The 22057-nt window shown below is 69.0% G+C and carries 18 protein-coding genes; 10 read left to right on the top strand and 8 right to left on the bottom strand.

The features are described from left to right. Position 1: 1 nt before the first annotated feature. Both C882_RS17125 and lepA read right to left on the bottom strand, forming a co-directional pair. Positions 2 to 655, bottom strand: coding sequence for a MarC family protein (locus C882_RS17125; protein WP_009541919.1), 654 nt, complete (start codon positions 653 to 655; stop codon positions 2 to 4). A gap of 77 nt (positions 656 to 732) precedes the next feature. Further along, positions 733 to 2535 (bottom strand): translation elongation factor 4, encoded by a 1803-nt coding sequence (gene lepA / locus C882_RS17120; protein ID WP_043646212.1) that lies wholly within the window; start codon positions 2533 to 2535, stop codon positions 733 to 735. Between the two features lie 201 nt (positions 2536 to 2736). Here lepA and C882_RS17115 point away from each other — a divergent pair, with 201 nt between their 5' ends. Further along, on the top strand, positions 2737 to 3864 hold the full coding sequence (locus C882_RS17115) for a sensor histidine kinase (RefSeq protein ID WP_009541917.1): 1128 nt from the start codon (positions 2737 to 2739) through the stop codon (positions 3862 to 3864). A gap of 13 nt (positions 3865 to 3877) precedes the next feature. Here the strand turns inward: C882_RS17115 and C882_RS17110 are convergent, their stop codons facing one another. After that, a complete protein-coding gene (locus C882_RS17110) occupies positions 3878 to 4744 on the bottom strand; it encodes a type 1 glutamine amidotransferase (RefSeq protein WP_009541916.1) in 867 nt (288 codons plus the stop codon). A 232-nt stretch (positions 4745 to 4976) separates the two neighbouring features. On the opposite strand from C882_RS17110, the gene C882_RS17105 reads away from it, so the two are divergent. Then, positions 4977 to 5678, top strand: a complete 702-nt coding sequence (locus C882_RS17105; RefSeq protein WP_009541915.1) for a response regulator transcription factor — start codon at positions 4977 to 4979, stop codon at positions 5676 to 5678. Between the two features lie 99 nt (positions 5679 to 5777). On the opposite strand, the gene C882_RS17100 is transcribed toward C882_RS17105, so the two are convergent. The 4 genes from C882_RS17100 to C882_RS17085 all read right to left on the bottom strand — a co-directional run bounded on the left by C882_RS17100 (position 5778) and on the right by C882_RS17085 (position 11533). Beyond that, positions 5778 to 7676 carry an AsmA family protein gene (locus tag C882_RS17100; RefSeq protein WP_009541914.1) on the bottom strand — a complete coding sequence of 633 codons (1899 nt, stop codon included), beginning with the start codon at positions 7674 to 7676 and terminating at the stop codon, positions 5778 to 5780. Positions 7677 to 7827: 151 nt separating this feature from the next. Continuing rightward, positions 7828 to 8733, bottom strand: a complete 906-nt coding sequence (locus C882_RS23475; RefSeq protein ID WP_160166794.1) for a bacteriohemerythrin — start codon at positions 8731 to 8733, stop codon at positions 7828 to 7830. A 192-nt stretch (positions 8734 to 8925) separates the two neighbouring features. Then, positions 8926 to 9765 (bottom strand): hypothetical protein, encoded by an 840-nt coding sequence (locus tag C882_RS17090; RefSeq protein WP_152415382.1) that lies wholly within the window; start codon positions 9763 to 9765, stop codon positions 8926 to 8928. Between the two features lie 61 nt (positions 9766 to 9826). Then, a complete protein-coding gene (locus tag C882_RS17085; RefSeq protein WP_009541911.1) occupies positions 9827 to 11533 on the bottom strand; it encodes a hypothetical protein in 1707 nt (568 codons plus the stop codon). Between the two features lie 102 nt (positions 11534 to 11635). Between C882_RS17085 and C882_RS17080 the strand changes: the two genes are divergently transcribed. Both C882_RS17080 and C882_RS17075 read left to right on the top strand, forming a co-directional pair. Then, positions 11636 to 12493 carry a competence/damage-inducible protein A gene (locus tag C882_RS17080; protein WP_009541910.1) on the top strand — a complete coding sequence of 286 codons (858 nt, stop codon included), beginning with the start codon at positions 11636 to 11638 and terminating at the stop codon, positions 12491 to 12493. Positions 12494 to 12591: 98 nt separating this feature from the next. Then, on the top strand, positions 12592 to 12840 hold the full coding sequence (locus tag C882_RS17075; RefSeq protein ID WP_009541909.1) for a hypothetical protein: 249 nt from the start codon (positions 12592 to 12594) through the stop codon (positions 12838 to 12840). Between the two features lie 41 nt (positions 12841 to 12881). Here C882_RS17075 and C882_RS17070 read toward each other — a convergent pair whose 3' ends face one another. Next, on the bottom strand, positions 12882 to 13970 hold the full coding sequence (locus C882_RS17070; RefSeq protein ID WP_009541908.1) for an alpha/beta hydrolase: 1089 nt from the start codon (positions 13968 to 13970) through the stop codon (positions 12882 to 12884). Positions 13971 to 14192: 222 nt separating this feature from the next. Between C882_RS17070 and C882_RS17065 the strand changes: the two genes are divergently transcribed. From C882_RS17065 to C882_RS17040, 6 genes are all read left to right on the top strand, one after another. Beyond that, on the top strand, positions 14193 to 15689 hold the full coding sequence (locus tag C882_RS17065; RefSeq protein ID WP_009541907.1) for an FAD-dependent oxidoreductase: 1497 nt from the start codon (positions 14193 to 14195) through the stop codon (positions 15687 to 15689). Then, the gene (locus tag C882_RS23470) at positions 15686 to 16297 is read left to right on the top strand and encodes a DUF998 domain-containing protein (RefSeq protein WP_009541906.1); all 612 of its coding nucleotides are present in this window, start codon (positions 15686 to 15688) and stop codon (positions 16295 to 16297) included. Before C882_RS17065 ends, C882_RS23470 begins: the two co-directional genes overlap by 4 nt. 32 nt (positions 16298 to 16329) lie before the next feature. After that, on the top strand, positions 16330 to 18168 hold the full coding sequence (locus C882_RS17055; protein ID WP_009541905.1) for an ABC transporter ATP-binding protein: 1839 nt from the start codon (positions 16330 to 16332) through the stop codon (positions 18166 to 18168). Positions 18169 to 18523: 355 nt separating this feature from the next. Continuing rightward, a complete protein-coding gene (gene thrS / locus C882_RS17050) occupies positions 18524 to 20464 on the top strand; it encodes a threonine--tRNA ligase (protein WP_009541903.1) in 1941 nt (646 codons plus the stop codon). Positions 20465 to 20648: 184 nt separating this feature from the next. After that, positions 20649 to 21170, top strand: coding sequence for a translation initiation factor IF-3 (gene infC / locus C882_RS17045; protein WP_009541902.1), 522 nt, complete (start codon positions 20649 to 20651; stop codon positions 21168 to 21170). A 154-nt stretch (positions 21171 to 21324) separates the two neighbouring features. Further along, on the top strand, positions 21325 to 21687 hold the full coding sequence (locus tag C882_RS17040) for a hypothetical protein (protein ID WP_009541901.1): 363 nt from the start codon (positions 21325 to 21327) through the stop codon (positions 21685 to 21687). Positions 21688 to 22057 lie beyond the last annotated feature (370 nt).

Here is a 22057-nt window from a genome sequence, read left to right as displayed (position 1 = left end):
CTTAGCCCGCCGGATAGATCGCGGTAATGCCCGAGATCACCGTCTGCGTCGCCAATGCCGCCAGCACGATGCCGAGCACGCGGCTGACCGTCAGGATCAGCGTCTGTCCCAGCGCCTTCTGCACCCAGCCGGACGCCATGAAGAGCACCGCCGAACCGGTCAGTACCAGGGCGGAGGCGGAAATGACCGTCAACTGCCCCTCCACGGAGTCGCCGTAGCGGTCCATCATCAGCATGATCGTCGTGATCGCGCCGGGTCCCGCCATCAGCGGGATCGCCAGGGGAAATACGGCGATGTGGCGGATTTCCTCTTCCTTGTCGCCGTCTTCCTCAAGCTCGTGGCTGGCTTCGTCGGCGCGCTTGGCCTTCCGCTCGGTGCGCTTCTCGAACAGCATCTCGAAGGCGATCCAGAACAAAAGCGCGCCGCCGGCGATGCGGAAGGCCGGCATCTCGATGGACAGGGCGTTCAGCACCAGTTCGCCGAAATAGGCGAAGAAGACGATGATGGCAAAGGCGATCAGGCACCCGCGGATGGCGATGCGGCGCTTCGTGCGCGCATCGAACTTCATGGTCAGCCCGATGAAAATGGGCACCAGGCCGATCGGATCGATGACGACGAAGAACACCACCAGGGCGTTGAGCAGGATTTCGATCATGGGAGGAGGTCCGAAACGCGGGCGGGGGAGCCCGTGGACTCCCCCGCGTCATGACGCTGAACGGCCGTCGAGCGCCGTCAGTTCTGTTCCATTTTCAGGGCGTTGATGAAGGCGGTCTGCGGGATTTCCACCTTGCCGAACTGGCGCATCCGCTTCTTGCCTTCCTTCTGCTTGTCCAGCAGCTTGCGCTTGCGGCTGACGTCGCCGCCGTAGCACTTGGCGGTCACGTCCTTGCGCATCGCGGGAATGGTCTCGCGCGCGATGACCTTGCCGCCGATCGCCGCCTGGATGGGCACCTTGAACAGGTGGCGCGGGATCAGGTCCTTCAGGCGGCTGCAGATGGCCCGTCCGCGGAACTCGGCCTGGCTGCGGTGGGCGATGAAGGCCAGGGCGTCCACCGGTTCGGCGTTCACCAGGATGCCGACCTTCACCAGATCGCTCTCGCTGTATTCGTCGATTTCGTAGTCGAAGCTGGCGTAGCCCTTGGAGATGGACTTGAGCCGGTCGTAGAAGTCGAAGACGATCTCGTTGAGCGGCAGCTTGTAGACCGCCATGGCCCGGTTGCCGGCATAGGTCAGGTCAAGCTGAATGCCGCGCCGTTCCGTGCACAGCTGCAGGATCGGGCCCAGGAACTCGTCGGGGACCATGATGGTGGCCTTGACCCACGGTTCCTCGATGTAGTCGATCTTCATGACGTCGGGCATGTCGGCCGGGTTGTGCAGCTCCAGCATGGAGCCATCGGTCATGTGCATCTTGTAGACCACCGAGGGCGCGGTGGTGATCAGGTCCAGGTCGAACTCGCGGTCCAGGCGCTCCTGGATGATCTCCATGTGCAGCAGGCCCAGGAAGCCGCAGCGGAAGCCGAAGCCCAGCGCCGCCGACGATTCCGGCGTGTACTCGAAACTGGAGTCGTTCAGGCGCAGCTTGGACAGGCTGTCGCGCAGATGCTCGAAGTCGCTGGCGTCGACCGGGAACAGGCCGCAGAACACGACGGGGATGGAGGGCTTGAAGCCCGGCAGCGCCTTGTCGGCGGGGCGGCCGTCCTCGGTGATGGTGTCGCCGACGTTGCAGTCCGCCACCGACTTGATGCCGGCGGTGATGTAGCCCATCTCGCCGGCCGACAGGACGCCGGTGTCCTTCATCTTGGGGCTGAAGACGCCGACGCGGTCGACGGGGTGCGTCGCGCCCGTCTGCATCATGCGAATCTTCGCACCCTTCTTCAGGGTCCCTTCCTTGACGCGCACCAGGATGATGACGCCCAGGTACGGATCGTACCAGCTGTCCACCAGCATGGCCTTGAGCGGCGCGGTGGTGTCGCCTTCCGGCGCCGGCAGACGGGTGACGATGGCTTCCAGCACGGACTCGATGTTCAGGCCGGTCTTGGCCGAGATTTCCACCGCATCAGTCGCATCGATGCCCACCACGTCCTCGATCTGCTCCTTCACCCGGTCGGGCTCGGCGGCGGGCAGGTCGATCTTGTTCAGCACCGGGATGATCTCGTGGTCCATCTCGATGGACTGGTAGACGTTGGCCAGCGTCTGCGCCTCCACGCCCTGGGAGGCATCGACGATCAGCAGCGAGCCCTCGCAGGCGGCGAGCGACCGGCTGACCTCGTAGGCGAAGTCCACGTGGCCGGGCGTGTCCATCAGGTTCAGCTGATAGGTCTTGCCGTCCTTGGCCGTGTAGTCCAGGCGCACCGTCTGCGCCTTGATGGTGATGCCGCGCTCGCGCTCGAGATCCATGGAGTCCAGGACCTGCTCCTTCATCTCGCGGTCGGTCAGGCCGCCGCACACCTGGATCAGGCGATCGGCGAGCGTGGACTTGCCGTGGTCGATGTGGGCGATGATCGCGAAGTTGCGGATGTGGGACAGGTCGCTCATGGAGACTTCATGTTGCTGAAAGGATGGCCGCAACATAGGCCCTTACGCGTCCGACAGCAACGGCCGACGCACGCACTCCCACCGTTGCGCGTTTTTCCCGGCAGCGGGTAACGATCCGCCGCCGACGTCGTGATACGGTTTCCCGCGCGGCGCGACTGTGCCAGCATGGTCCCACGAGACACGGAGGGACACGTCTTGGATATGCCCGATCTGACCGCCGCCGTGGTCGACGCTCTCCCCATGAGCGGATGCCTCGTCGACCAGGAGGGTGTGATCGTCGCCGTCAGCGACGAATGGCGCCGCTTCGGCGAAGAAAACGGCAGCCTGGACGCCGATTTCGGCCTGGGCACCAACTACGTCGCCATCTGCGGCGCATCGTCCGATGCCTCCATCCGCGCCATCGGGCGCGGCGTGAAGTCGGTGCTGGCCGGCGATCGCGAGGATTTCCGCCATGTCTACTCCTGCCACGCGCCGTGGGAGGTGCGATGGTACCGCGTTTCCTGCCGTCACGTAAAGGCGGAGGGACAGCGCATGGCGCTTGTGGTGCACACCAGCATTACCGGCGAGGTTCTCAAGGGCAGCATGGCAAAGGAGGCCGAGCGCGACATCGCCCGCCTGGGCGCCGAGCGGGCGGAGCTTCTGCAGCGGCTGTCCGACGAGCTTCGCGCGCCGCTGAACACCATCATCGGTCTGTCGGACATGCTGTCGCAGGCGGTGTTCGGGCCGCTGGGCAATGCGCGCTACGAGGACTATGCCGCGGAAATCGGCGGGTCCGGCCGCCGGCTGCGGGCCCTGGTGGACGATGTTGTGGAACTGTCGCTGATGGACGGCGGCGAATTGCCGTTGCGCGAGGATACGATCGATCTTGCCGCCCTGTGCGACGACATCGCCGAGGAGTGGCGGGAGCGGGCCGAGGAGCGCCGCGTGGACATTTTCCCGTGGGCGCCGGGCGACCTGCCGCCGCTGCGCGCCGACGGCGGCCGGGTCCGCCAGATGATCGGCCATCTGCTCGACAACGCGCTTGACGCCGCGCCCGAGGACAGCCGGGTGACATTGGAGGCAGCGGAGGACGCTGCCGGCTGCCTGACCATCACCGTCACGGACGTTGGCGCCGGCCTGCCCCGCAACGATCCCATGCGCCTGACCGAGCCCTTCTACAAGGCCGCCGGCCCGGCCGTGGACCCCGAGCATCCGGGGTTGGGCCTGGCACTGACGCGCGGGCTGATCGAGGCGCACGGTGGCCGCCTCATGCTGCGTGCGCGGCCCAGGCGCGGCACCGCCGTGACCCTGCGCTTTCCCCAGACCCGCAGCCTGCGGGCGGCGGGATAGGCGGGAGGAGCGGTCAGCGCCGCCGCGCGATCTCAGGCAGGACGCGGTAGTTGATCCAGTTCTTGATTTCGCGCAGGCGCACCGCCTCGTCCAGCACGTCGGCATCGATGCCGAGCTGCCAGCGCAGGTCCCGGCGGCCCGCCGGGTCGGCGTTCAGCGCATCCAGCTTGGCGACGAAATCCTCGCAGGCGGCGACGCTCGCGAACCAGCCCTGCTCGGTCAGGGGTTCCGCGTAGCGCAGGCAGATGTGCCCGATCTCGTGCAGGTCGTATTCCGGGTGGTACTGGATGCCCCAGAAGCTGCCCCGGCCGTGGCGGATTTCGGCGGCCTGGACGTGGCTGTGATCGTTGGATGCCAGCAGGGTCGAATCCACCGGCAGGGTCTCCACCTCGTCCTGGTGGATGCACACGGCCTCGAACACCGGGCCCTTGCCGGCGAACATGGGGTGCGCCGTTCCGGCCTCGGTCAGGCGGATCTTGCGGGCGATGCCCAGTTCGCGGCCGGCGGGATGCTTGCGCACCACGCCGCCGGCGGCCACCACCGCCACTTGCAGCGCCCAGCACGAGCCGAAGAAGGGCACGCCGCTGTCGTAGACCTCGCGGGCCAACTCCACCTGGCGCATCACCGGCGGATCGGTGTTGTAGGCGTTCAGCGCCGAGCCGGTCCAGGCGATGCCGTCGTAGTCCTGCAACTGCGCACCCGAGGGCAGGGCCCCGTCGGGGTCGGCCGGGCGCACGATGTCGCACGCAGCGCCCGGATGCAGGGTCTGCAGCGTGCGGGCGTACAGCGGGCCGAAGGGCGTGGCGCCGGCTTTCTCAAGGGCCTCGCTGGCCTCCTTGACGTTGCCTTCCACCACAAGGAACCGGGGCGTGCTCGACATGGTCGTCCTCTCGCTTTGGCACGAAACGGGCCGGATCGTGACGCAGAGAGGTAAGCGCGGATGACCGCCGCCGCCAAGAGCCAATTTTTTGGCCGACGTCCTACCACTTTCGTGCGAAAAACAGTCGCGCCGCGCCCTATGCAATGGTATTAGGGGTTCGGGCATACATGAGCAGTCCCGCCGCATTCCCCCATCGCGGCGGTACTGGGGGCAGTACGTGGGGTTTCCACTCATGCGCATCGTCATCGCGGACGATCATTCCATCGTTCGGACCGGTCTGCGGCACCTTCTGGCCGAGGCGACTCCGAAGGCCGAGGTCGTAGAGGCCGCCAGCGGCGACAACGTCCGGTCCATCCTCGCTGCCGTGCCGGAGCAGGGCGCGGTGTCGCCCGACCTTCTTATCCTGGACCTGAAGATGCCGGGCATCCGCAGCCTGGAGGACGTGCGCGAGATCGTGCAGATGGCCGGACGGACGCCGGTGCTGGTGTTCTCCATGCTGGACCAGCCCGACGAGATGCGCGCGGTGCTGGCGCAGGGCGTGAAGGCCTTCGTGCCCAAGTCCACCGACCAGAAGCTGCTGGCCAACATCATCAGCCTGGTCCTGGCGGGCGGCACCTATCTGCCGCCGGTCCTGGGCGGGCTGGAGCGCGGCAACGGCGACGGCCGCCCCGCCGCCTTGCACACATCGGCCGGGCGCTTCATGGAAGGGGCGCTCGACACCCTGCCGGCGGGGCTGACGAAGCGTCAGCAGGACGTGCTGCGCCTGCTGGCTGAAGGCCTCTCCAATCAGGAAATCGGCGAGCGCATGGGGCTGAATCTGTCGACGGTGAAGAGTCACGTCACGGGCATCCTCAAGGCCCTGAATGTGGGCAGCCGGACGCAGGCGGTGCTGGCGCTGCGCCGCAGCCGTGATACGGCCTTCAGCGACCGCTAGAGCAAATCCCGAGCGGACGGAATCGTCCGCGACGACGTATTTGCTTAAAAATCAACAGGCTAGAGCGTGCGCAGCGACCGTGAGGGAGCGAAGGACGCTCTAGCCATCTTCGTCGTCTCCACCGCCCTGGTCGTCGGCGGTTCCGTCTTCCTGTTCGGCCACCGTTTCGTCCAGGGCTTGGCGGCACCCGCCTTCCGCGCCGACGCTGGTGTTGATGAAGGGCGCCACAGCGGCCACGGGAGTCAGGACCGTGCCCAGGGCCACCGCGCCCAGTCCCTGCAAGACGGTGCTCGCCACGCCGCCCGCCTCGATGGTCGGGTCGCCGACCGGTCCCGTGACGTGCACGGGACCGTCATAGGCGAAGGTGACGGCGCCCTTGGGGTTCATGGTGAATGCCAGATCCAGGGTCAGGTCCCGCAGGTCGACGGCCCCGTCGCCGCGCACCACGGCGGCCTCTGTGTCGGCGTACAGCGCGGTGGCCTCGGCGACCCCGTTGGACACGTCGAAGCCGGCAGCTGCGCAGCGGATGGCGGTGGCGTCATCCTCCTGCGGAATGAAGATCCCCACCAGGTCGGAAAGGCCGATCTGCGCCATCTCCAGCCACTGGCGGGTCAGGCGGCCATCGGACAGGAGCAGCGCCACGCGGCCCGACAGGTTGTCCCGCATGGCCTCCACCGTCGCGCCCGACGACTCCAGGTCGACGGTGCCGCCGAAGATGCCGCGCACGGCCTCCACGCCTGCCAGCGGGTTCAGCTCCAGGCGGTTCAGTTCCAGCGACACCGAGGCCGTGGGCGGTGAACCGGCGGCCAGTTCGGCGCGGCCCTGCATCCGCCCGTCACCCACGCCGGCCGTCAGCGGATCGACGGTCAGCCGCCCGCCTTCGAGCGTCGCCTCGATGCGGGCGTCGGGCAGGGCACGGCCGGCCACCACCAGTTCATCGGCCGCGAGCCTCACGTCCGCGCTATAGGCGCGCAGCGCCTCCGAGGGGATTTGCGCCGGTCCCTCCGACGGCCCCGGCTCGCCCAGCACGGCGGCGATGTCGGCGACCTCCATGTGCCCGGAGGACAGGTCGACGGTCAACCGGGTCCTTTCCCCCTCCGCTGCCGGCTCGACGGCCACCATGCCCGCGACCGCGCTCTGGCCGATGGTGCCTGAGGCATCCGAGAACTGCCAGCGCCCATCGCTCAGCGTCAGCCGTCCGGCCAGATCATAGGCCGGCGACGAGGGCAGGCCGCCGCCGACCAGTTCGCCCAGCCCCTCCAGGCTCGGGCCGGCGCCGGCGATGGTGAGGTCGAGCCCCGTCGGCGCCGGCAGGCCTGTCGCGGTGCCCTGGAGGCTGACGTCGTGGGCGCCGGCCGTGACCTCGGCCTCCAGGGGCCAGGGCGCGCGCCCGCGCAGCAGGACAAGCAGATCGCCGCCGGTGCCGGAGGCCTCGGTCTCCCGACCCTTGTAGGTGCCGCTGGCGTCGTAGATCGTGCCGTCGGCCGTTGTCGACAGCCTGCCGGTCAGGTCCGTGTCCTGGCCGGGATCGCGATAGCGGAAACGGCCGTCGTCGACCGTCAGGCGGTTCAGGTCCGGGCCGTCCCCGCTCTCCTGGCCCCGGCCGCCGCCCAGACCGGCCACCTCCCAGGTGGTGCCGCCGTCCTCGTTGCGGGCCAGGAACAGGCGCGGCTGGTCCAGGCCGATGGCGACGGGCTTGAGCGAGAACGACCACAGCGCGTCGGCGCTGAAGGTCACCCGCAGGGTCTGGGCCTGCAACAGCCACGGTTCCTGCGCCCAGCCCGGGTTGGCGACGGCCACGTCCTCGGCCGAGATCGCCGGTGGGTCGAATACGGACAGATCCACCGGCCCGTCGATCTGCACCTGACGGTCCAGGCGCGCGCTCAGGCGGCTTTCAAGAAGCAGTTCAAGCCAGAAGGCGGGGAAGGCCAGTGCCACCGCCATCCCGGCGACGAGCACCAGGGCCGCAGCCCCCACGGCCTTGAGCGCAGGTTTCATGACCACCGTCCGAAGGTTGCAACGGGACGTGCCCGGTCAACGGCTGGGTCGGCGTGCGGTTCGGTCCTGTGCGGCGGTCCATCCGGTGGTCAACCGGACGGAGGATTGGGCGCCGCCCCCTTTCGCGGCGCCCTGCCTTGCGGCCTGCGCGTCAGACGCGGGCGGCATGTGGCTTGGCCGGCGGCTGGCGCACGGGGATGAGCATGTCGCCCATCTGGCGGAACGGCAGCGGCTGGCGCAGGTGGCGCTCGATGCGGCCGCGCACGGTCTTGGCGGCCAGCGGCTTGACCACCAGGTCATGGACGCCCGACTGGGTGGCGCGCAGCAGGTAGTCCTTGGTGATCTCGTTGGACGGCATGAGGATCACCAGCGTCTTCGGGTTGACGCCGTGCTTGCCCGAGCGCACCGCCTTGGTGAAGGAGATGCCGTCCATGGGCTTCATGCCGTCGTCCACCAGCACCACGTCCACCGGGAAGTTGGCCATCATGTCCAGGGCCTCGTGCCCCGACTTGGCCTCGTGGATGTGGGTGACGCCCAGGGTGTTCAGCAGGCTGCGCAGCAGCGAGCGGAAGTTGAACTGGTCGTCGACGATCAGCACCGACAGCTTGGACCACTGGATCTCGCCCTGGCCGGACGCCTGCTGAACCAGTTCGGTGGAGCCGTTGTGCGCCAGCAGGTGCTGGGCCAGCGCCTTGTCGGACTTCAGGATGTGCTGGGTGATCCACACCTTCAGGAAGTTCATCAGGTCCTTGGCGGTGGCCTCGCCGGCCTGGTAGCGGCGGCTCATCTCGCTGACCTGCTTGACCAGGACGGCATGCTCGCGCAGGTGGCCGGGCGACTGTTCGTAGCCGGTCTGCTCCATGAGCTGCTGTTCGCGGCCGAAGTGGAATTCGGTGTAGTCCACCAGCACGTTGAGCACGCTGCCGATCGCATCCTGGTCATCGCCGTCGGCCAGCGAATCGGCCAGCATGTTGATCTGGTCGATCAGGATCTTATGGTCGTCGTCGATGAGTGCGAAGCCGACCTTCAGCTGCTCGGAAAAGTCGAGAAATGCCATGAAATCCCCCACAAAGCCCATGCGCCCGGCGAGACGTTCGTCGTCTTCTGTCCGTGAGCGCCCCCTGTCGTTCTTGGACATTTCATCGTAGCAATTCCACTAAATATTTCATGACTATCGACGGCCTATATGCCCTAAGGGTGGGTATCCGCGCGTATAGGATCATAAGGTGGGAGAAAAGTGGGTCTTCCGTTACCTCAGCCGGACGTAGGCTTCCCCGAACGCGGTGGCGCCGAGCGCCATGATCGTGAAGGAAATGGCGAGGTCGACGAACAGGACCAGGCTGAACGGCAGGCCCAGGCCCACGGCGAAGGCTTCGATGATGGCGCCGAATACCAGCACCGGCACGTGCACCAGCGCCATCAGGCCCAAGAGGCGCAGGCTGTTGCCCTTGGTGATTTCCCAGGCGCGGGCGAAGCTGACGGGCTCCTCGGCGGCGATGGCGGGGAAGACGAAGCTCAGCCGCAGCGACGCCAGGATCAGCAGGATGAACATGGCCACGGCCAGAAGCATGGGCACGGGGGAAACCTGCGTGCCCGAGATATCCCCGGTGGCGAACGGCACCGCGATGGCGCCCGAGATGACCAGCGGCACCACCAGCACCAGGCCGATGACCACCATCCACAGCAGGAAGCGCCCCTCCAGCCGCGTGAACGCCAGGGGGAATCGGCCGGCGACGGCGCCGGGCCCCAGCACGACGAGCCGGTACCAGCCCACGAGGAACGGCAGCGACATGGCGAAGTAGGCCAGTGACAGCAGAAGGGCCGGCCCGCCCGGACCCGCGTCACCGCCGCCGTTGCCGTTGCCGTTGCCGGTTCCGCCCGGGCCGGCGCTGCCGCCATCGGCGCCCGGCGGCGGGGCCGGGACGGGCAGGTCGCCGCCGCCGCCCGAGGGCGTGCCGGTCAGGTACTCGATGATGCCCACGATCAGCACCACGGCGAGCGGCAGCGATGCGCGGTCGACCAGCGTCCGCCGCTGCCGCCACAGGAAATGATAGGCCTCGGCGGCGACTTCCACGACGGGCAGCTTCATGCGGTCCTCGGTTGGAAAAAATGAAAGGATGGTGGGACGATACAGGCGCCGGGGCAGCTTGTCAGCGCCCGCCGTCTCCTTCCACATCGGCATCGGCGGGCGCCACGTCCCCCCCCGCCGCGTCCAGGGCCGCCACCGCCTCGGCCGCGTGCAGCAGGGCGCGAGCCGCGCTCCAGCGGTTGCGGATGACCATTGCGCCGTCCACCGCCGCGCGTGCGGCGGCACCGGCGGCGGCGGGATCGGGTCCGGCCAGGGCCCGGGCGCGGTCCGCCCAGACGCGCACCCGCGCCACACGGTCGATCATGGCCGTCAGGCGGGTCTGCGCGGCGCGTGCCGCCTCCGCCCGCACGGCAACACCGGCGGCGGAACGGCGCGCGATGCGGTCGAGCGCCGCCACGGCCAGGGTGTCTGTCTCCACCCGCCGGGCCGCCGCCAGCGCCTGCGCCGGCCGGTCGAGCGCCAGCCATGCCTCGGCCACATGTGCCAGGGCGAAGGCGCGGGCGAACGGCAGGGAAATGTCCTGCGCCGTGGTTTCCGCCCGCTCCAGCAGGTCCGGCCGGTGCAGGACCGCGGCGGCGCCGGCCAGGGCGACGGCCCGGTAACGCGCCTCGTCGATGGCCTGCGTCGCCGCGACCGCCGCCTCGGCGTCGCCATCCGCCGCATGTGCCGCCGCCAGTTCCACCAGCACCGCCCGCCGCGCCGCCGTATCGGTTCCGGGAGGGAGCGCGCGCAGCAACGGCGCCACGGCCGCCGCGCCGCCCACCGAGGCCCGGGCCGCCGCCAGGGCTTCCGGCGGCCCGGGTGCCGCGTCCAGAAGCGCGCGGGCCCGGTCGGCCTCGCCCTGCGCCTGCGCGGCCAGGGCGAGGGCGGACAGCACCGCCCGGCGGTCGTCCTGTCCCGGCACGGCGCCCAGCAGGGTCTCGGCGTGTGCAGTCAGCGCGCGGGCGGCGGACGGCTGCGTCGTGGCGAGAATGCGGGCGGCCTCGGCGGCGGCGCGGGCGGCCACGGGCGGATAGGTCTCCAGCGCCGCGACCGCCTGGTGCACCAGGTCCGCCCGTCCGGCCTCGGCGGCCTCCTCGGCGACGGCGGACAGGGTGGTGAAGACGGCGCGCGGATCATCGGCCAGCCGCAGGGCCGGCCAGGCATCGTCCAGCCGGCCCGAGCGCGCCACCCGTGCCCGGGCGATGCGGCTGAGGCCCCAGTTGCGAAGCTCCGCATCCGTCACCGCCAGGACCGCGCGCCGGGCCGCCTCCAGAAGGCAGGTGGTGGCGGGGGCGGCGCGGCAGGCGTCCAGGGCCGCGTCGGCCTCCGGGTCCGCCTCCGTCACGTCGTCCTCCGTCCGGGGACGCAGGGCCGCGGTCAGGAGCGGCGAGGCGGCGACGGCGGCATGGGCGGCCGCTTCCTCGCGGGCGCGGGCGTCCTCGAGCTGGCGCGCCGTGCGCCGGGCCTCCGCCCGGCTGCGCAGGGCCGACAGAAGGTCGTCGTCGACGGGGGCCAGTGTCTCGGGCGGCAGGCCGAGCATCCCCCGCGCCCGCCGCACCGCCTGTCCGAAGGCGGCGGAGGCGCGGCCGTCGCCGCCGCCGTCCCATAGGCCGAGTTCCGCCATCAGCGCCTGGGCCTCGGCCAGCCCTGCATCCGGCGCGACCAGCTCGCCGGCGGACCGGCTGGGGGCGGTCGGCTCGGGCACGGCGGCGGCCGCGCGCGGCGGCATGACGGCGGCACAGAAGACCTGTAGAGTGGCGAGCACGACGACGGCGGCGCGGCGCATGGCGGGCGGTGTGTCCTTCTTGCGAATCGCCTGACCATAGCAGCCCTGCTGCCGCCGCCGAAGGATCGCGTTACCCCCATCGTTCGCACGCCAGGAGCTTCCATGACCGACGCCACCTCCGCCAGTCCCACCGCGCCCGCCGATCCTTCCGCCGGCGAAGACGGCGCCGTGGTCACCGCCGCGCTGCTGGTGATCGGCAACGAGGTTCTGTCGGGCCGCACCCGCGACGCCAACGTCCAGGTCTTCGCCAAGACGCTGGGCGCCCGCGGGGTGCGGCTGAAGGAGGTGCGCATGGTGGCCGACGACAAGGCGGCCATCATCGATGCCGTCAACGCCCTGCGTGCGGCCAACGACTATGTCTTCACCACCGGCGGCATCGGGCCGACGCACGACGATATCACCACCGACTGCGTCGCCGAGGCCTTCGGCCGGGCGGTGGAACTGAACGCGGAGGCCGAGCGCCGCCTGCGCCACCACTACGGGTCGGAGACCATCAACGACGCCCGACTGCGCATGGCGCGTATCCCGGCGGGAGCGGAGCTGGTGGACAACCCCGTCAGCCACGCGCCGGGCTTCCGGCTGGGGAACGTGTTCGTCATGGCCGGTGTGCCGCGCATCGCCCAGGCCATGCTGGACACGGTGAAGGACGGATTGCGCGGCGGCGCCCCCGTTCACAGCCGCGCCGTCACCGCCTATATCCGGGAAGGCGACATCGCCGAGCCGCTGGGCGCGATCCAGGAGCGTTTTCCGGCCGTGGAGATCGGCAGCTATCCCTTCGTGCGCGGCGAGCGCCTGGGCACCTCGGTCGTCGCCCGCTGCACCGACGCCACCCTGGCCGAGGCCGTGGTGGCGGACGTGGCGAACGCCATGCGCGCGGCCGGGGCCGACCCGAACGACGCAGAGGGCTTCGATCCCCAGAGCGGTGCGGTGGCGGCGTTCCACGACGGTGACGAAAGCTGAGGCCGGGGCCGATCGGCAAATCGCAATGACGCAGGGCGCGCGGGCGGCCTAGGCTGCCGGTGCCATCAGCCACCGCCGGGACGGACGAGGACGCATTCATGCCCCTGAAACCTCATGAACGCCATGTGCTGGACTTCCTGCTCAAGCACCTGCTGTACGGCACCTTCGGCGGGTTCCTGTTCGGTGGCCTGGTCCTGGCGACGGACCTGGGCGGAATTCGCACGCTCGCCTGGAACAGTGACAACACGGTCCTCTACATGATCCTGCTGTTCTTCGGCCTGTTCATCACCTTCGGGTCCGTCGGCATGGGCATCGGCATCATGAGCCTGGGCGAAGACAAGAACTGACTGCGTGCGCCCGCACCGCGGCCCGGGAAAGAAAGCGGGTGTCACGCCAGTTCAAGCTGGTCGCGCCGCAGCCTGGGTTCGTCGCGGGTGGCGGGGCCGGCGCCGCCGGGCATGATCCGCCACGCCCGCTCGTTGGGCGCGCGCTTGCGCCACGCCATGTCCTCGGCCCGCACGCCGGCCAGCACGGCGCGCACGTCGGTCACCACTTCGTCCCGCAGGCGATAGTACTGGTGCCGGCCGTGGGTCAGCCGGGTCCAGTCCACCTCCGAACAGTCGATCAGCTTCACCTTGCGCGGCAGCCCGGTCAGGACCCGCGGACCGTTGGTGCCCAGGCGGTCGGGGTTGCCCTTGGTCACGTCGCTGATGGTCAGCGCCCGGTCGTTCTCGCTGTAGTACACCAGAACCTGCCGGCAGATTTCGGTCAGCAGGCCCAGCTTGGCGTCGTGCTCGAAGGCGTCCTCGTCCTCGTCGGCCGCCATGAGGAAGACCGTGTCCAGCAGGCGCGGCAGCGGCGCCCCCTCCAGTTCCTTGCGCACCGACCGCAGGGCATGACGCAGGGCGTAGTTGCCCATGCTGTGCGCCACCAGGTGAATGCGCTGGTTGCAGAAGCCGTCCGGCGGCTGGCCCGTCTGCTCGGACAGCGCCACGAGATAGCGCCGGAGCTTGAGAAACGCCCGCGCCATGGCGACGCCGGACATGCTGGCGTCGATCCGGTCGCGGCCGTAGGCCCGGAATTCCGTCGTGCCGTCGGACGGCCAGGAAAACACGAACATGTTGAGCGGCTTGCCGTCGAAGGCGTACTTGTCCTGAAGTTCGCCGGCCCGCTCCAGCGCCGTCTTGAAGTCGCAGGCATAGCCGTGGATGAGGCACAGGGTGTCGGTGCAGCCCTCCCGCATGGCCTTGCGCAGCTGGTCGAACACGGCGGTGCTGCCCAGAAGGTTGGTCTGGGCGCTTTCCGGCTCCACGCGATAGCCCTGGCACGCGTAACTGCCGTCGGACTTGCGGACCACCTCGGCCGATCCGAACCGGATGAACTCCGGCCCGTCGTGGTGGAAGCGCGTGCCGAAGGTGACGGTGCCGTCCGGCCCGGTGGTGTAGCTGCGGTTGGTGGCGAAGTGGACGGTCGCCATCGGACGGCTCCTTCGCGGGAACGGCATGGGGCGGAGGGCGCGGCGGTTGCAAGGCCGGCTGTCAGGATATTCGAAAGACCGGCTCGGCCAAGGCGCCCTTCGTGCTTGCTCCGGATGGGGGGGCTTCCTCCTTTCGGCCGCTTCCGCGGCGGTTGCCGCCGAACCCCGGGGGTGCGGCCGGCATTGCCTTTGCACCAATGGCAACCCGAGGAGGTCCGCGCCATGTCTTCCCCCATCGCCGACAGCTGTTGGAACGCCGCCAGCCGGCCTGCGCCCTTTCCGCCGCTCGACCGGGATCTGGAGGTCGACGTCTGCATCGTCGGCGGCGGCATGGCCGGCATCACGGCCGCCGCGCTGCTGCGCCGCCGGGGAAAGAGCGTGGCAGTGCTGGAGGCGCGGCAGATCGGCGCGCAGGTCACCGGGCGGTCCAACGCCAAGATCACCGCCCTGCACGGGCTGATCTACGACCAGATGATCCGCGCCTACGGCCGCGACGACGCCCAGGCCTACGCCGACGCCCAGCGCGCCGCCATGGACCGCATCGCCGCCTTCGTTCACGAGCGCGAGATCGCGTGCGGGTACGAGACGGTGCCTGCGGTCACCATTACCCGCGATCCCGCCCGCGCCGCCGAGATCGAGGCCGAGGCCGAGGCCGCGCGGTCGCTGGGCCTTTCCGCCGCCCGGATCGACACCGCCGGCGACCAGCCCTACGACATCGCCGCTGGCGTTCGCGTCAACGACCAGGCGCAGTTCAACCCCGTCCCCTATCTGCGCAGCCTGGCCGAGGAGGCGGACGCCAACGGCGGGCACGTCCACCAGGAAACTCGCGTCACCGGCATCGACGAGGGCGAGCCCAGCGTCGTGACCACCGCCGGGGGACATTCGGTGCGCGCGGCCGACGTCATCATCGCCACCAACCTGCCCATCGTCGACCCCGGCCACTTCCACCACAAGGCCAGCCCGCGCGGCCACGCGGTGGTCGCCGTGCCCGTCCCGGCGGAGATGGCGCCGGAGGGCATGTATCTGTGCGTCGATGCGCCCACCCACAGCCTGCGGTCGGCCCCGTGGGAGGGCGGCCAGCGGCTGCTCATCTGCGTCGGCGAAAGTCTGCCCGTCGGCAAGGTACGCGACACCGAGGCCGTCTTTCAGGGCCTGGAGACCTTCGTGCGCAATACCTTCGGCACCGGTCCCATGGCATACCGCTGGATGAACGAGGACTTCGACGCCCAGGACCGCATCCCCTTCGTCGGGCCGGCCGGTCGCGACTGCCGGCACCTCTGGACGGCCACCGGCTTTTCATCCTGGGGCATCACGCATGGCACGGTGGCGGGCATGATCCTGGCCGACCGGCTGACCGGCGCCGAGAACCCCTTCGCCGTGCTCTACGATTCCCTGCGTGAGCCGCGCGAGTGGCCAGGCGGCGCCCATCCGCCCATGCGCGAGGCCGAGGACGTCCCCCAGCCCGACAGGCCCGAGGACCTGACGCCGGGGCAGGGGGCGGTGTTCCGAATCGATGACGAGGACGTGGCCGTCCATTGCGACGCCGGCGGCGTCCTGCACGCCGTTTCCGCCACCTGCACGCACGAAGGCTGCCCCGTCACCTGGAACAACGGCGAGCGCACCTGGGACTGCTCCTGCCACGGCTCCATATTCGCCGCCGACGGATCGGTGATCCACGGCCCCGCCATGGTGGGCCTCAGCCCGCGGGAGGTAAAATGAACAGGGCGCGCCGGGCCCGTCTGTGCGGCTGGATCGGCCTGACCGGCGCGGTCCTGGTGGTGGTCGCCAACCTGGCGGGCGTGGCCATCTACGAGCAGCACGATCCCATCAGCGACACCATCAGCGATCTTGCGGCCGGACGCTGGGGGTGGATCCAGGACACCGGGCTGATCCTCTTCGGCATCGGCGCCATGGCCTGCGCCTACGGCCTGTGGCCGTGGTGGCGCGGGCGGGCGAGCTGGATGCTCGGACTCGCGGCCCTGGCGCTGCTGGGCATCGACCTGGGCGTGATCGCCGGCCACAATGAATACGGTGACCGTGACAGCGGGAAGTTCGTCATCCACATGAACGCCGTCTACGCCTTCGCCGTACTGTTCCTGGCGCAGGCCGCCCTGCTGGGGCCGGGCCTGCGCGATGCCCGCTTCCTGTCCGGTCCGTGGCGGACGGCCGGGTTCGGCGTCGCGGCGGCGTGGCTGGTGCTGTCGCCGCTGTTCTTCGTGGTGCCGACCACCTGGGACGGCGCCTACGAGCGGTTCCTGGGGCTCATCACCGTGGGATGGATCGCCGCCTTGTCCCTGGCGTTGATCCGCCGGGCGCGGCAGGCGTAGAGCCAGTAACAGAGGAGCCTCGCGCGCCCATCATGCACGCCTTCTTCGAACGCCTGTTCCGCGGGCTGGACTACATCGACGTAAAGCGCCCGCCGTCGCAGGTGGCGGCCTTCTACCGGCACTTCCTGCAGCCGGTGAAGGGGCTGCTGATCCTGACGCTGGTGATCGCCGGTCTGGCTTCCCTGGCGGAGCTGGCGCTGTTCGCCTTCCTGGGCGTGCTGGTGGACTGGGCCAACGAGACCCCGCCCGAGGACTTCCTGGCGGAATACGGATGGGCGCTGGCGGGCATGGCCGTGGTGGCGGCGGTGGTGCGGCCGCTGCTGGTTCTGGTGCAGCGCGGGCTCATCAACCTGACCATCGTGCCGGCGCTCACCGACGACATCCGCTGGAACAACTACCGCTGGGTGGTGCGCCAAAGCCTGTCCTTCTTCCAGAACGACTTCGCCGGGCGCATTGCCCAGAAGGTCATGCAGACCGGCCCGGCGGTGCGCGAGTCGGTGGTGAACGTCATCGACGGCGTGTGGTTCCTGGTGACCTTCCTGCTGGGCACGGTGGGGCTGTTCGCCGCCATGGACCCGTGGCTGCTGGTGCCCGTGGGGCTGTGGACACTGGCCTACGGCTGGGTGGTCTGGCGCATGGTGCCGCCGGTGCGCAAGAAGTCGGCCGACCTGTCGGAAGCCACGTCGGCCCTGTCCGGGCGTGTCGTCGACAGCTATTCCAACATCCTGTCGGTCAAGCTGTTCGCCCATGCCGAGCGCGAGGAGGCCTTCGCCCACGCCGGCATGACGCGCCACCTGGACGCCTTCCGCGTGATGATGCGCGCCATCTTCGACATGACGGTGACGCTGACCGTGCTCAACGGCCTTCTGCTGGTGGCGACGGTGGGGCTGACCATCCACCTGTGGCTGGCGGGCGGCGTCTCGGCCGGGGCCATCGCGGTGGCGACGGGGCTCATCATCCGCCTGACCCAGATGTCGGGGTGGATCCTGCGCACCATTACCGCCCTGTTCGAAAACATCGGCACGGTGCAGAACGGCATGGAAACCATCGCCCGAGCCCACAGCGTGACCGACCGGCCCGACGCGCGCGACCTGCGCGTGACGCAGGGGGCCATCGACTTCGACCACGTCACCTTCCACTACGGCAAGGAGGGCGGCGTGATCGAGGACCTGTCCCTGCACATCCGGCCGGGCGAGAAGGTCGGGCTGGTCGGCGTCTCGGGCGCCGGAAAATCCACGCTGGTGAGCCTGCTGCTGCGGTTCCACGACCTGGAGGGCGGCCGCATCCTCATCGACGGCCAGAACATCGCCGGCGTGACGCAGGACTCCTTGCGGGCCTGCATCGGCATGGTGAGCCAGGACACCGCGCTGCTGCACCGCTCCATTGCCGACAACATCCGCTACGGCCGGCCCGAGGCGGGGTTCGAGGACGTGGTGGCGGCGGCGCGGCTGGCGCGGGCGGACGACTTCGTCCGCGACCTGCGCGACCCGCACGGCCGCAAAGGGTATGACGTGCAGGTGGGCGAACGCGGCGTGAAGCTGTCGGGCGGGCAGCGCCAGCGCATCGCCATCGCCCGCGTGATCCTCAAGAACGCCCCGATCCTGGTGCTGGACGAAGCCACATCCGCTCTGGATTCCGAGGTGGAGGCGGCAATCCAGGAGCAGTTGTCGTCGCTGATGGAGGGCAAGACGGTCATCGCGATCGCCCACCGCCTGTCCACCATCGCGTCGCTGGACCGGCTGGTGGTCATGGACCAGGGCCGGATCGTCGAGGACGGCCGCCACCATGACCTGATCGCCCGGGGCGGCCTGTATGCGCGCCTGTGGGAGCGGCAGTCGGGCGGGTTCCTGGGTGACGCGGTGGCAGGCTGACGCGCCGGCGCGCCGGGCTGGACAGGGCCGGGGGTGCGCACTAGAGTTCAGCCGGTCACCCGCTTTTTCTGCCGCAGAGGCGTTGCCCCGTGCCCTTCGCGATCCGCAGCTTCGTCCGCCCGAACCACCGCGCCGGTCTCTCCGGTGGCGGGGCGGCCGCGCGAACTATGGGCGCGGGTGCGGTCGCCGCGGCCTGAGCCGCGCTTCTGCCGGCACGCCGCCGGCCGACCCTCCCGCAGACAGACCTTCGAAGACGGAGTCTCCGCCGCCCTCTGGCCGTGCCGGTCTTGCGGGTTGATCCCTGCGGGATTCCCTGTAGATTTCCAGCCTCCACACGAGGAAAAGAGTAAGCGCCATGGTCGCCATTTCCCTGCCCGACGGCAGTGTCCGCAATTACGACGGCCCGGTCACGGGCCTGCAGGTCGCCGAGGACATCGGCCCCGGCCTCGCCAAGGCCGCGCTGGCCTGCAAGGTCGACGGAGCCCTGTGGGACCTCACCCGGCCCATCGAGCGTGACGCGGCGCTGGCCATCGTCACCGCCAAGGACCCGGAAGGGCTGGAGCTGATTCGCCACGACGCCGCCCACGTCATGGCGGAAGCGGTGCAGGAGCTGTATCCCAACACCCAGGTGACCATCGGCCCGGCGATCGAGAACGGCTACTACTACGACTTCGCCCGCGACGAACCCTTCACGCCCGACGATCTGGAAAAGATCGAAAAGCGCATGCAGGAGATCATCGAGCGGGACGAGAAAATCGTCCGCGAGGTGTGGGCGCGGGACGAGGCCATCGCCTACTTCGAAAAGCTGGGCGAGCACTACAAGGCAGAAATCATCCGCGACCTGCCCGAGGGCGAAGAGGTGACGGTCTACCGCCAGGGCAACTGGCTCGACCTCTGCCGCGGCCCGCACCTGCCGTCCACCGGCAAGCTGCCCAAGGCCTTCAAGGTGATGAAGCTGGCCGGCGCCTACTGGCGCGGCGATGCCCGGAACGAGATGCTCCAGCGCATCTACGGCACCGCCTGGGCCAACGACAAGCAGCTGAAAGAGTATCTGACGATGCTCGAAGAGGCGGAAAAGCGCGACCACCGCCGCCTGGGCCGCGAGCTGGACCTGTTCCACATGCAGGAAGAGGCGCAAGGCTCGGTGTTCTGGCACCCGGCCGGCTGGACGTTGTACCGCAAGCTCCAGCAGTACATGCGTGACCGTTTGGAAAACGCCGATTACGTGGAGGTCAACACGCCCCAACTGGTCGACCGCGTGCTGTGGGAGCGCTCCGGCCACTGGGACAAGTTCCGCGAGAACATGTTCACGGCCCAGACCGAGGACGAGCGCACGCTGGCCATCAAGCCGATGAACTGTCCCTGCCACGTGCAGATCTTCAACCAGGGCATCAAGTCCTACCGCGACCTGCCGCTGCGCATGGCCGAGTTCGGATCGTGCAGCCGCTACGAGCCCTCGGGCGCGCTGCACGGGCTGATGCGCGTGCGCGCCTTCACGCAGGACGACGCCCACATCTTCTGCACGGAAGACCAGATCACGGCGGAGACGCAGGCGTTCTGCACGCTCCTGCAGGAGGTTTACGCCGATCTCGGCTTCACCGATGTCCGCGTGAAGTTCTCCGACCGGCCCGAGGTGCGGGCGGGCTCGGACGAAACCTGGGACAAGGCCGAATCGGCGCTCAAGGAGGCGACCGAGGCCGCCGGCCTGGATTGGACGCTCAATCCCGGCGAGGGGGCCTTCTACGGCCCCAAGCTGGAGTTCGTGCTGCGCGACGCCATCGGCCGCGACTGGCAGTGCGGCACGCTGCAGGTGGACTTCGTGCTGCCCGAGCGCCTGGATGCCGAATACGTGGGCGAGGACGGCGGCCGGCACCGGCCGGTGATGCTCCACCGCGCCATCCTGGGCAGCTTCGAGCGGTTCATCGGCATTCTCATCGAAAACTATGCCGGCAAGTTCCCGCTGTGGCTGGCGCCGACGCAGGCGGTCATCACCACCATCACCCAGGATGGCGACGACTATGCCCGCCAGGTGCTGCACACGCTGAAAAGCGCCGGTTTCCGGGCGGAACTGGACCTGCGGAACGAAAAGATCAACTACAAGGTCCGTGAGCACAGCCTGCGCAAGGTGCCCTTCATCATCGCCATCGGCAAACGCGAGGCCGAGGAAGGCACCGTGGCCGTGCGGCGGCTTGGCCAAAAGGGGCAGGAAGTCCTTGCGCTGAAGGACTTCGTTGCTACACTGACTGCCGAAGCGGCCATGCCGGGCCGGCCGGCCTTGCAGCCGGCGGCCGAGTAGGCCGTTTCACACGAACCGGGCACGTGCCCGACCCGACCGCCACGGGCTCCCCGGGCCGGAAGAGTTCCGGCCCGTGCGGCGTCCGTCCCGGTTTCCAGGGTCGCGGTGGAGAGCCGCGCACGGCACGCGTCCACGCATTTTTGTGTTCTGAGACACGGGAGACTGTTTCATAGCTAGACCGCCGATGATGGCGCCGCCGTCCAAGGAAGGACCGCGCGTCAACGATGCGATCAACGTGCAGCAGGTCCGCCTGATCGACGCCGAAGGCGAACAGGTGGGCGTCGTGCATATCCGCGAGGCGCTGGAGATGGCCGAGGAAGCGGGGCTCGACCTCGTCGAGGTATCGCCCAACGCCGATCCGCCCGTCTGCAAGATTCTGGACTACGGCAAATTCAAGTACGAGTCCCAGAAGAAGAAGGCGGAAGCGCGGAAAAAGCAGAAGGTCGTCGAGGTCAAGGAGGTCAAGCTCCGGCCCAACATCGACGAGAACGACTACCAGGTGAAGATGCGCAACGTGAAGCGCTTCCTGGAGGCCGGCGACAAGGTCAAGTGCACCTTGCGCTTCCGGGGGCGTGAAATGGCGCACCAGGACCTGGGCATGAAGGTTCTCATGCGGGTGCGCGACGAGTTCGAAGACGTCGCGAAGGTCGAACAGCACCCCAAGATGGAAGGCCGCCAGATGGTCATGGTGATGGCCCCGCGCTGATGTGCGCGCGGCCGTGCCAGTGGCGGGCGAAAACCGGCGCGTCCTGTGACGTCCGTCCTTGTCCTCCGCCGCGACCCTGGTGCAGTTTTGACGGCCGCCCGACCACCGGGCGGCCGTTTCCGCTTGTGGAATCCACGCGATGAGCCCCCGCCCTATGCCTCCCGCCGACAAGGTCGACGCCGCCCTGGTGGCCGCCATCCGCAATCTGGAAGCTGCGGTGACGGAGCAGGAGCGCGCGGTCAACCGCATCCTGGGCCTGGCGGAACTTCTGATGGAGCGCAACCCCGACCAGAGCACGCTGCTGCGGCTGGAGGGGATCATGGAGGCCTGCGCCTTTCAGGACCTGACGGGCCAGCGCATCCGCAAGGTCAACCGCTTCCTGCGCCACCTTGCCGACAACAAGGGGCTTGTGGCCGACGCCCTGACCTCCGGCCAGGCCCGCGACGACGCCCAGGACATGGACAAGCCCAAGGGCCTCTCGCAGGAAGAAGTCGACCGCCTGCTGGGGAACAGGTAGGCGCCGACGATGCGGGATCGCGGTCCTCTTGCGGCTTGGTGCTCCCGATCCCTTCAGAGTGTGATGAGTGGGTACGGGGCTTGCCGCATGTAACCCGGAGCGCCTGCGAAAGAGGGGGGCAAGAAATCGGCCGGGTGCCAGCAGAGGCGTCGCGAGGGCGGCTGACGGAGTGCGCGGCTCCCTGCTTCCGCAGGGGCGACCGATTTTTTTAACCTGTTATTATAGCGCGAAAAATACTCGTCATTCCCGCGAAATTGGGAACCCACATGCAACGCCGGACATCCTGCCGGACTCCCTCTGCTGAGCATCCACCGATTTCTTTACAGGATCGTGTCCCAGGAGATGGTGTAGAAGCCGCGGCGTCATCGCG

The sequence above is a fragment of the Caenispirillum salinarum AK4 genome (assembly GCF_000315795.1).
GTDB lineage: Bacteria > Pseudomonadota > Alphaproteobacteria > Rhodospirillales > Rhodospirillaceae > Caenispirillum > Caenispirillum salinarum.
This window is presented reverse-complemented; position numbering and strand designations above follow the sequence as displayed.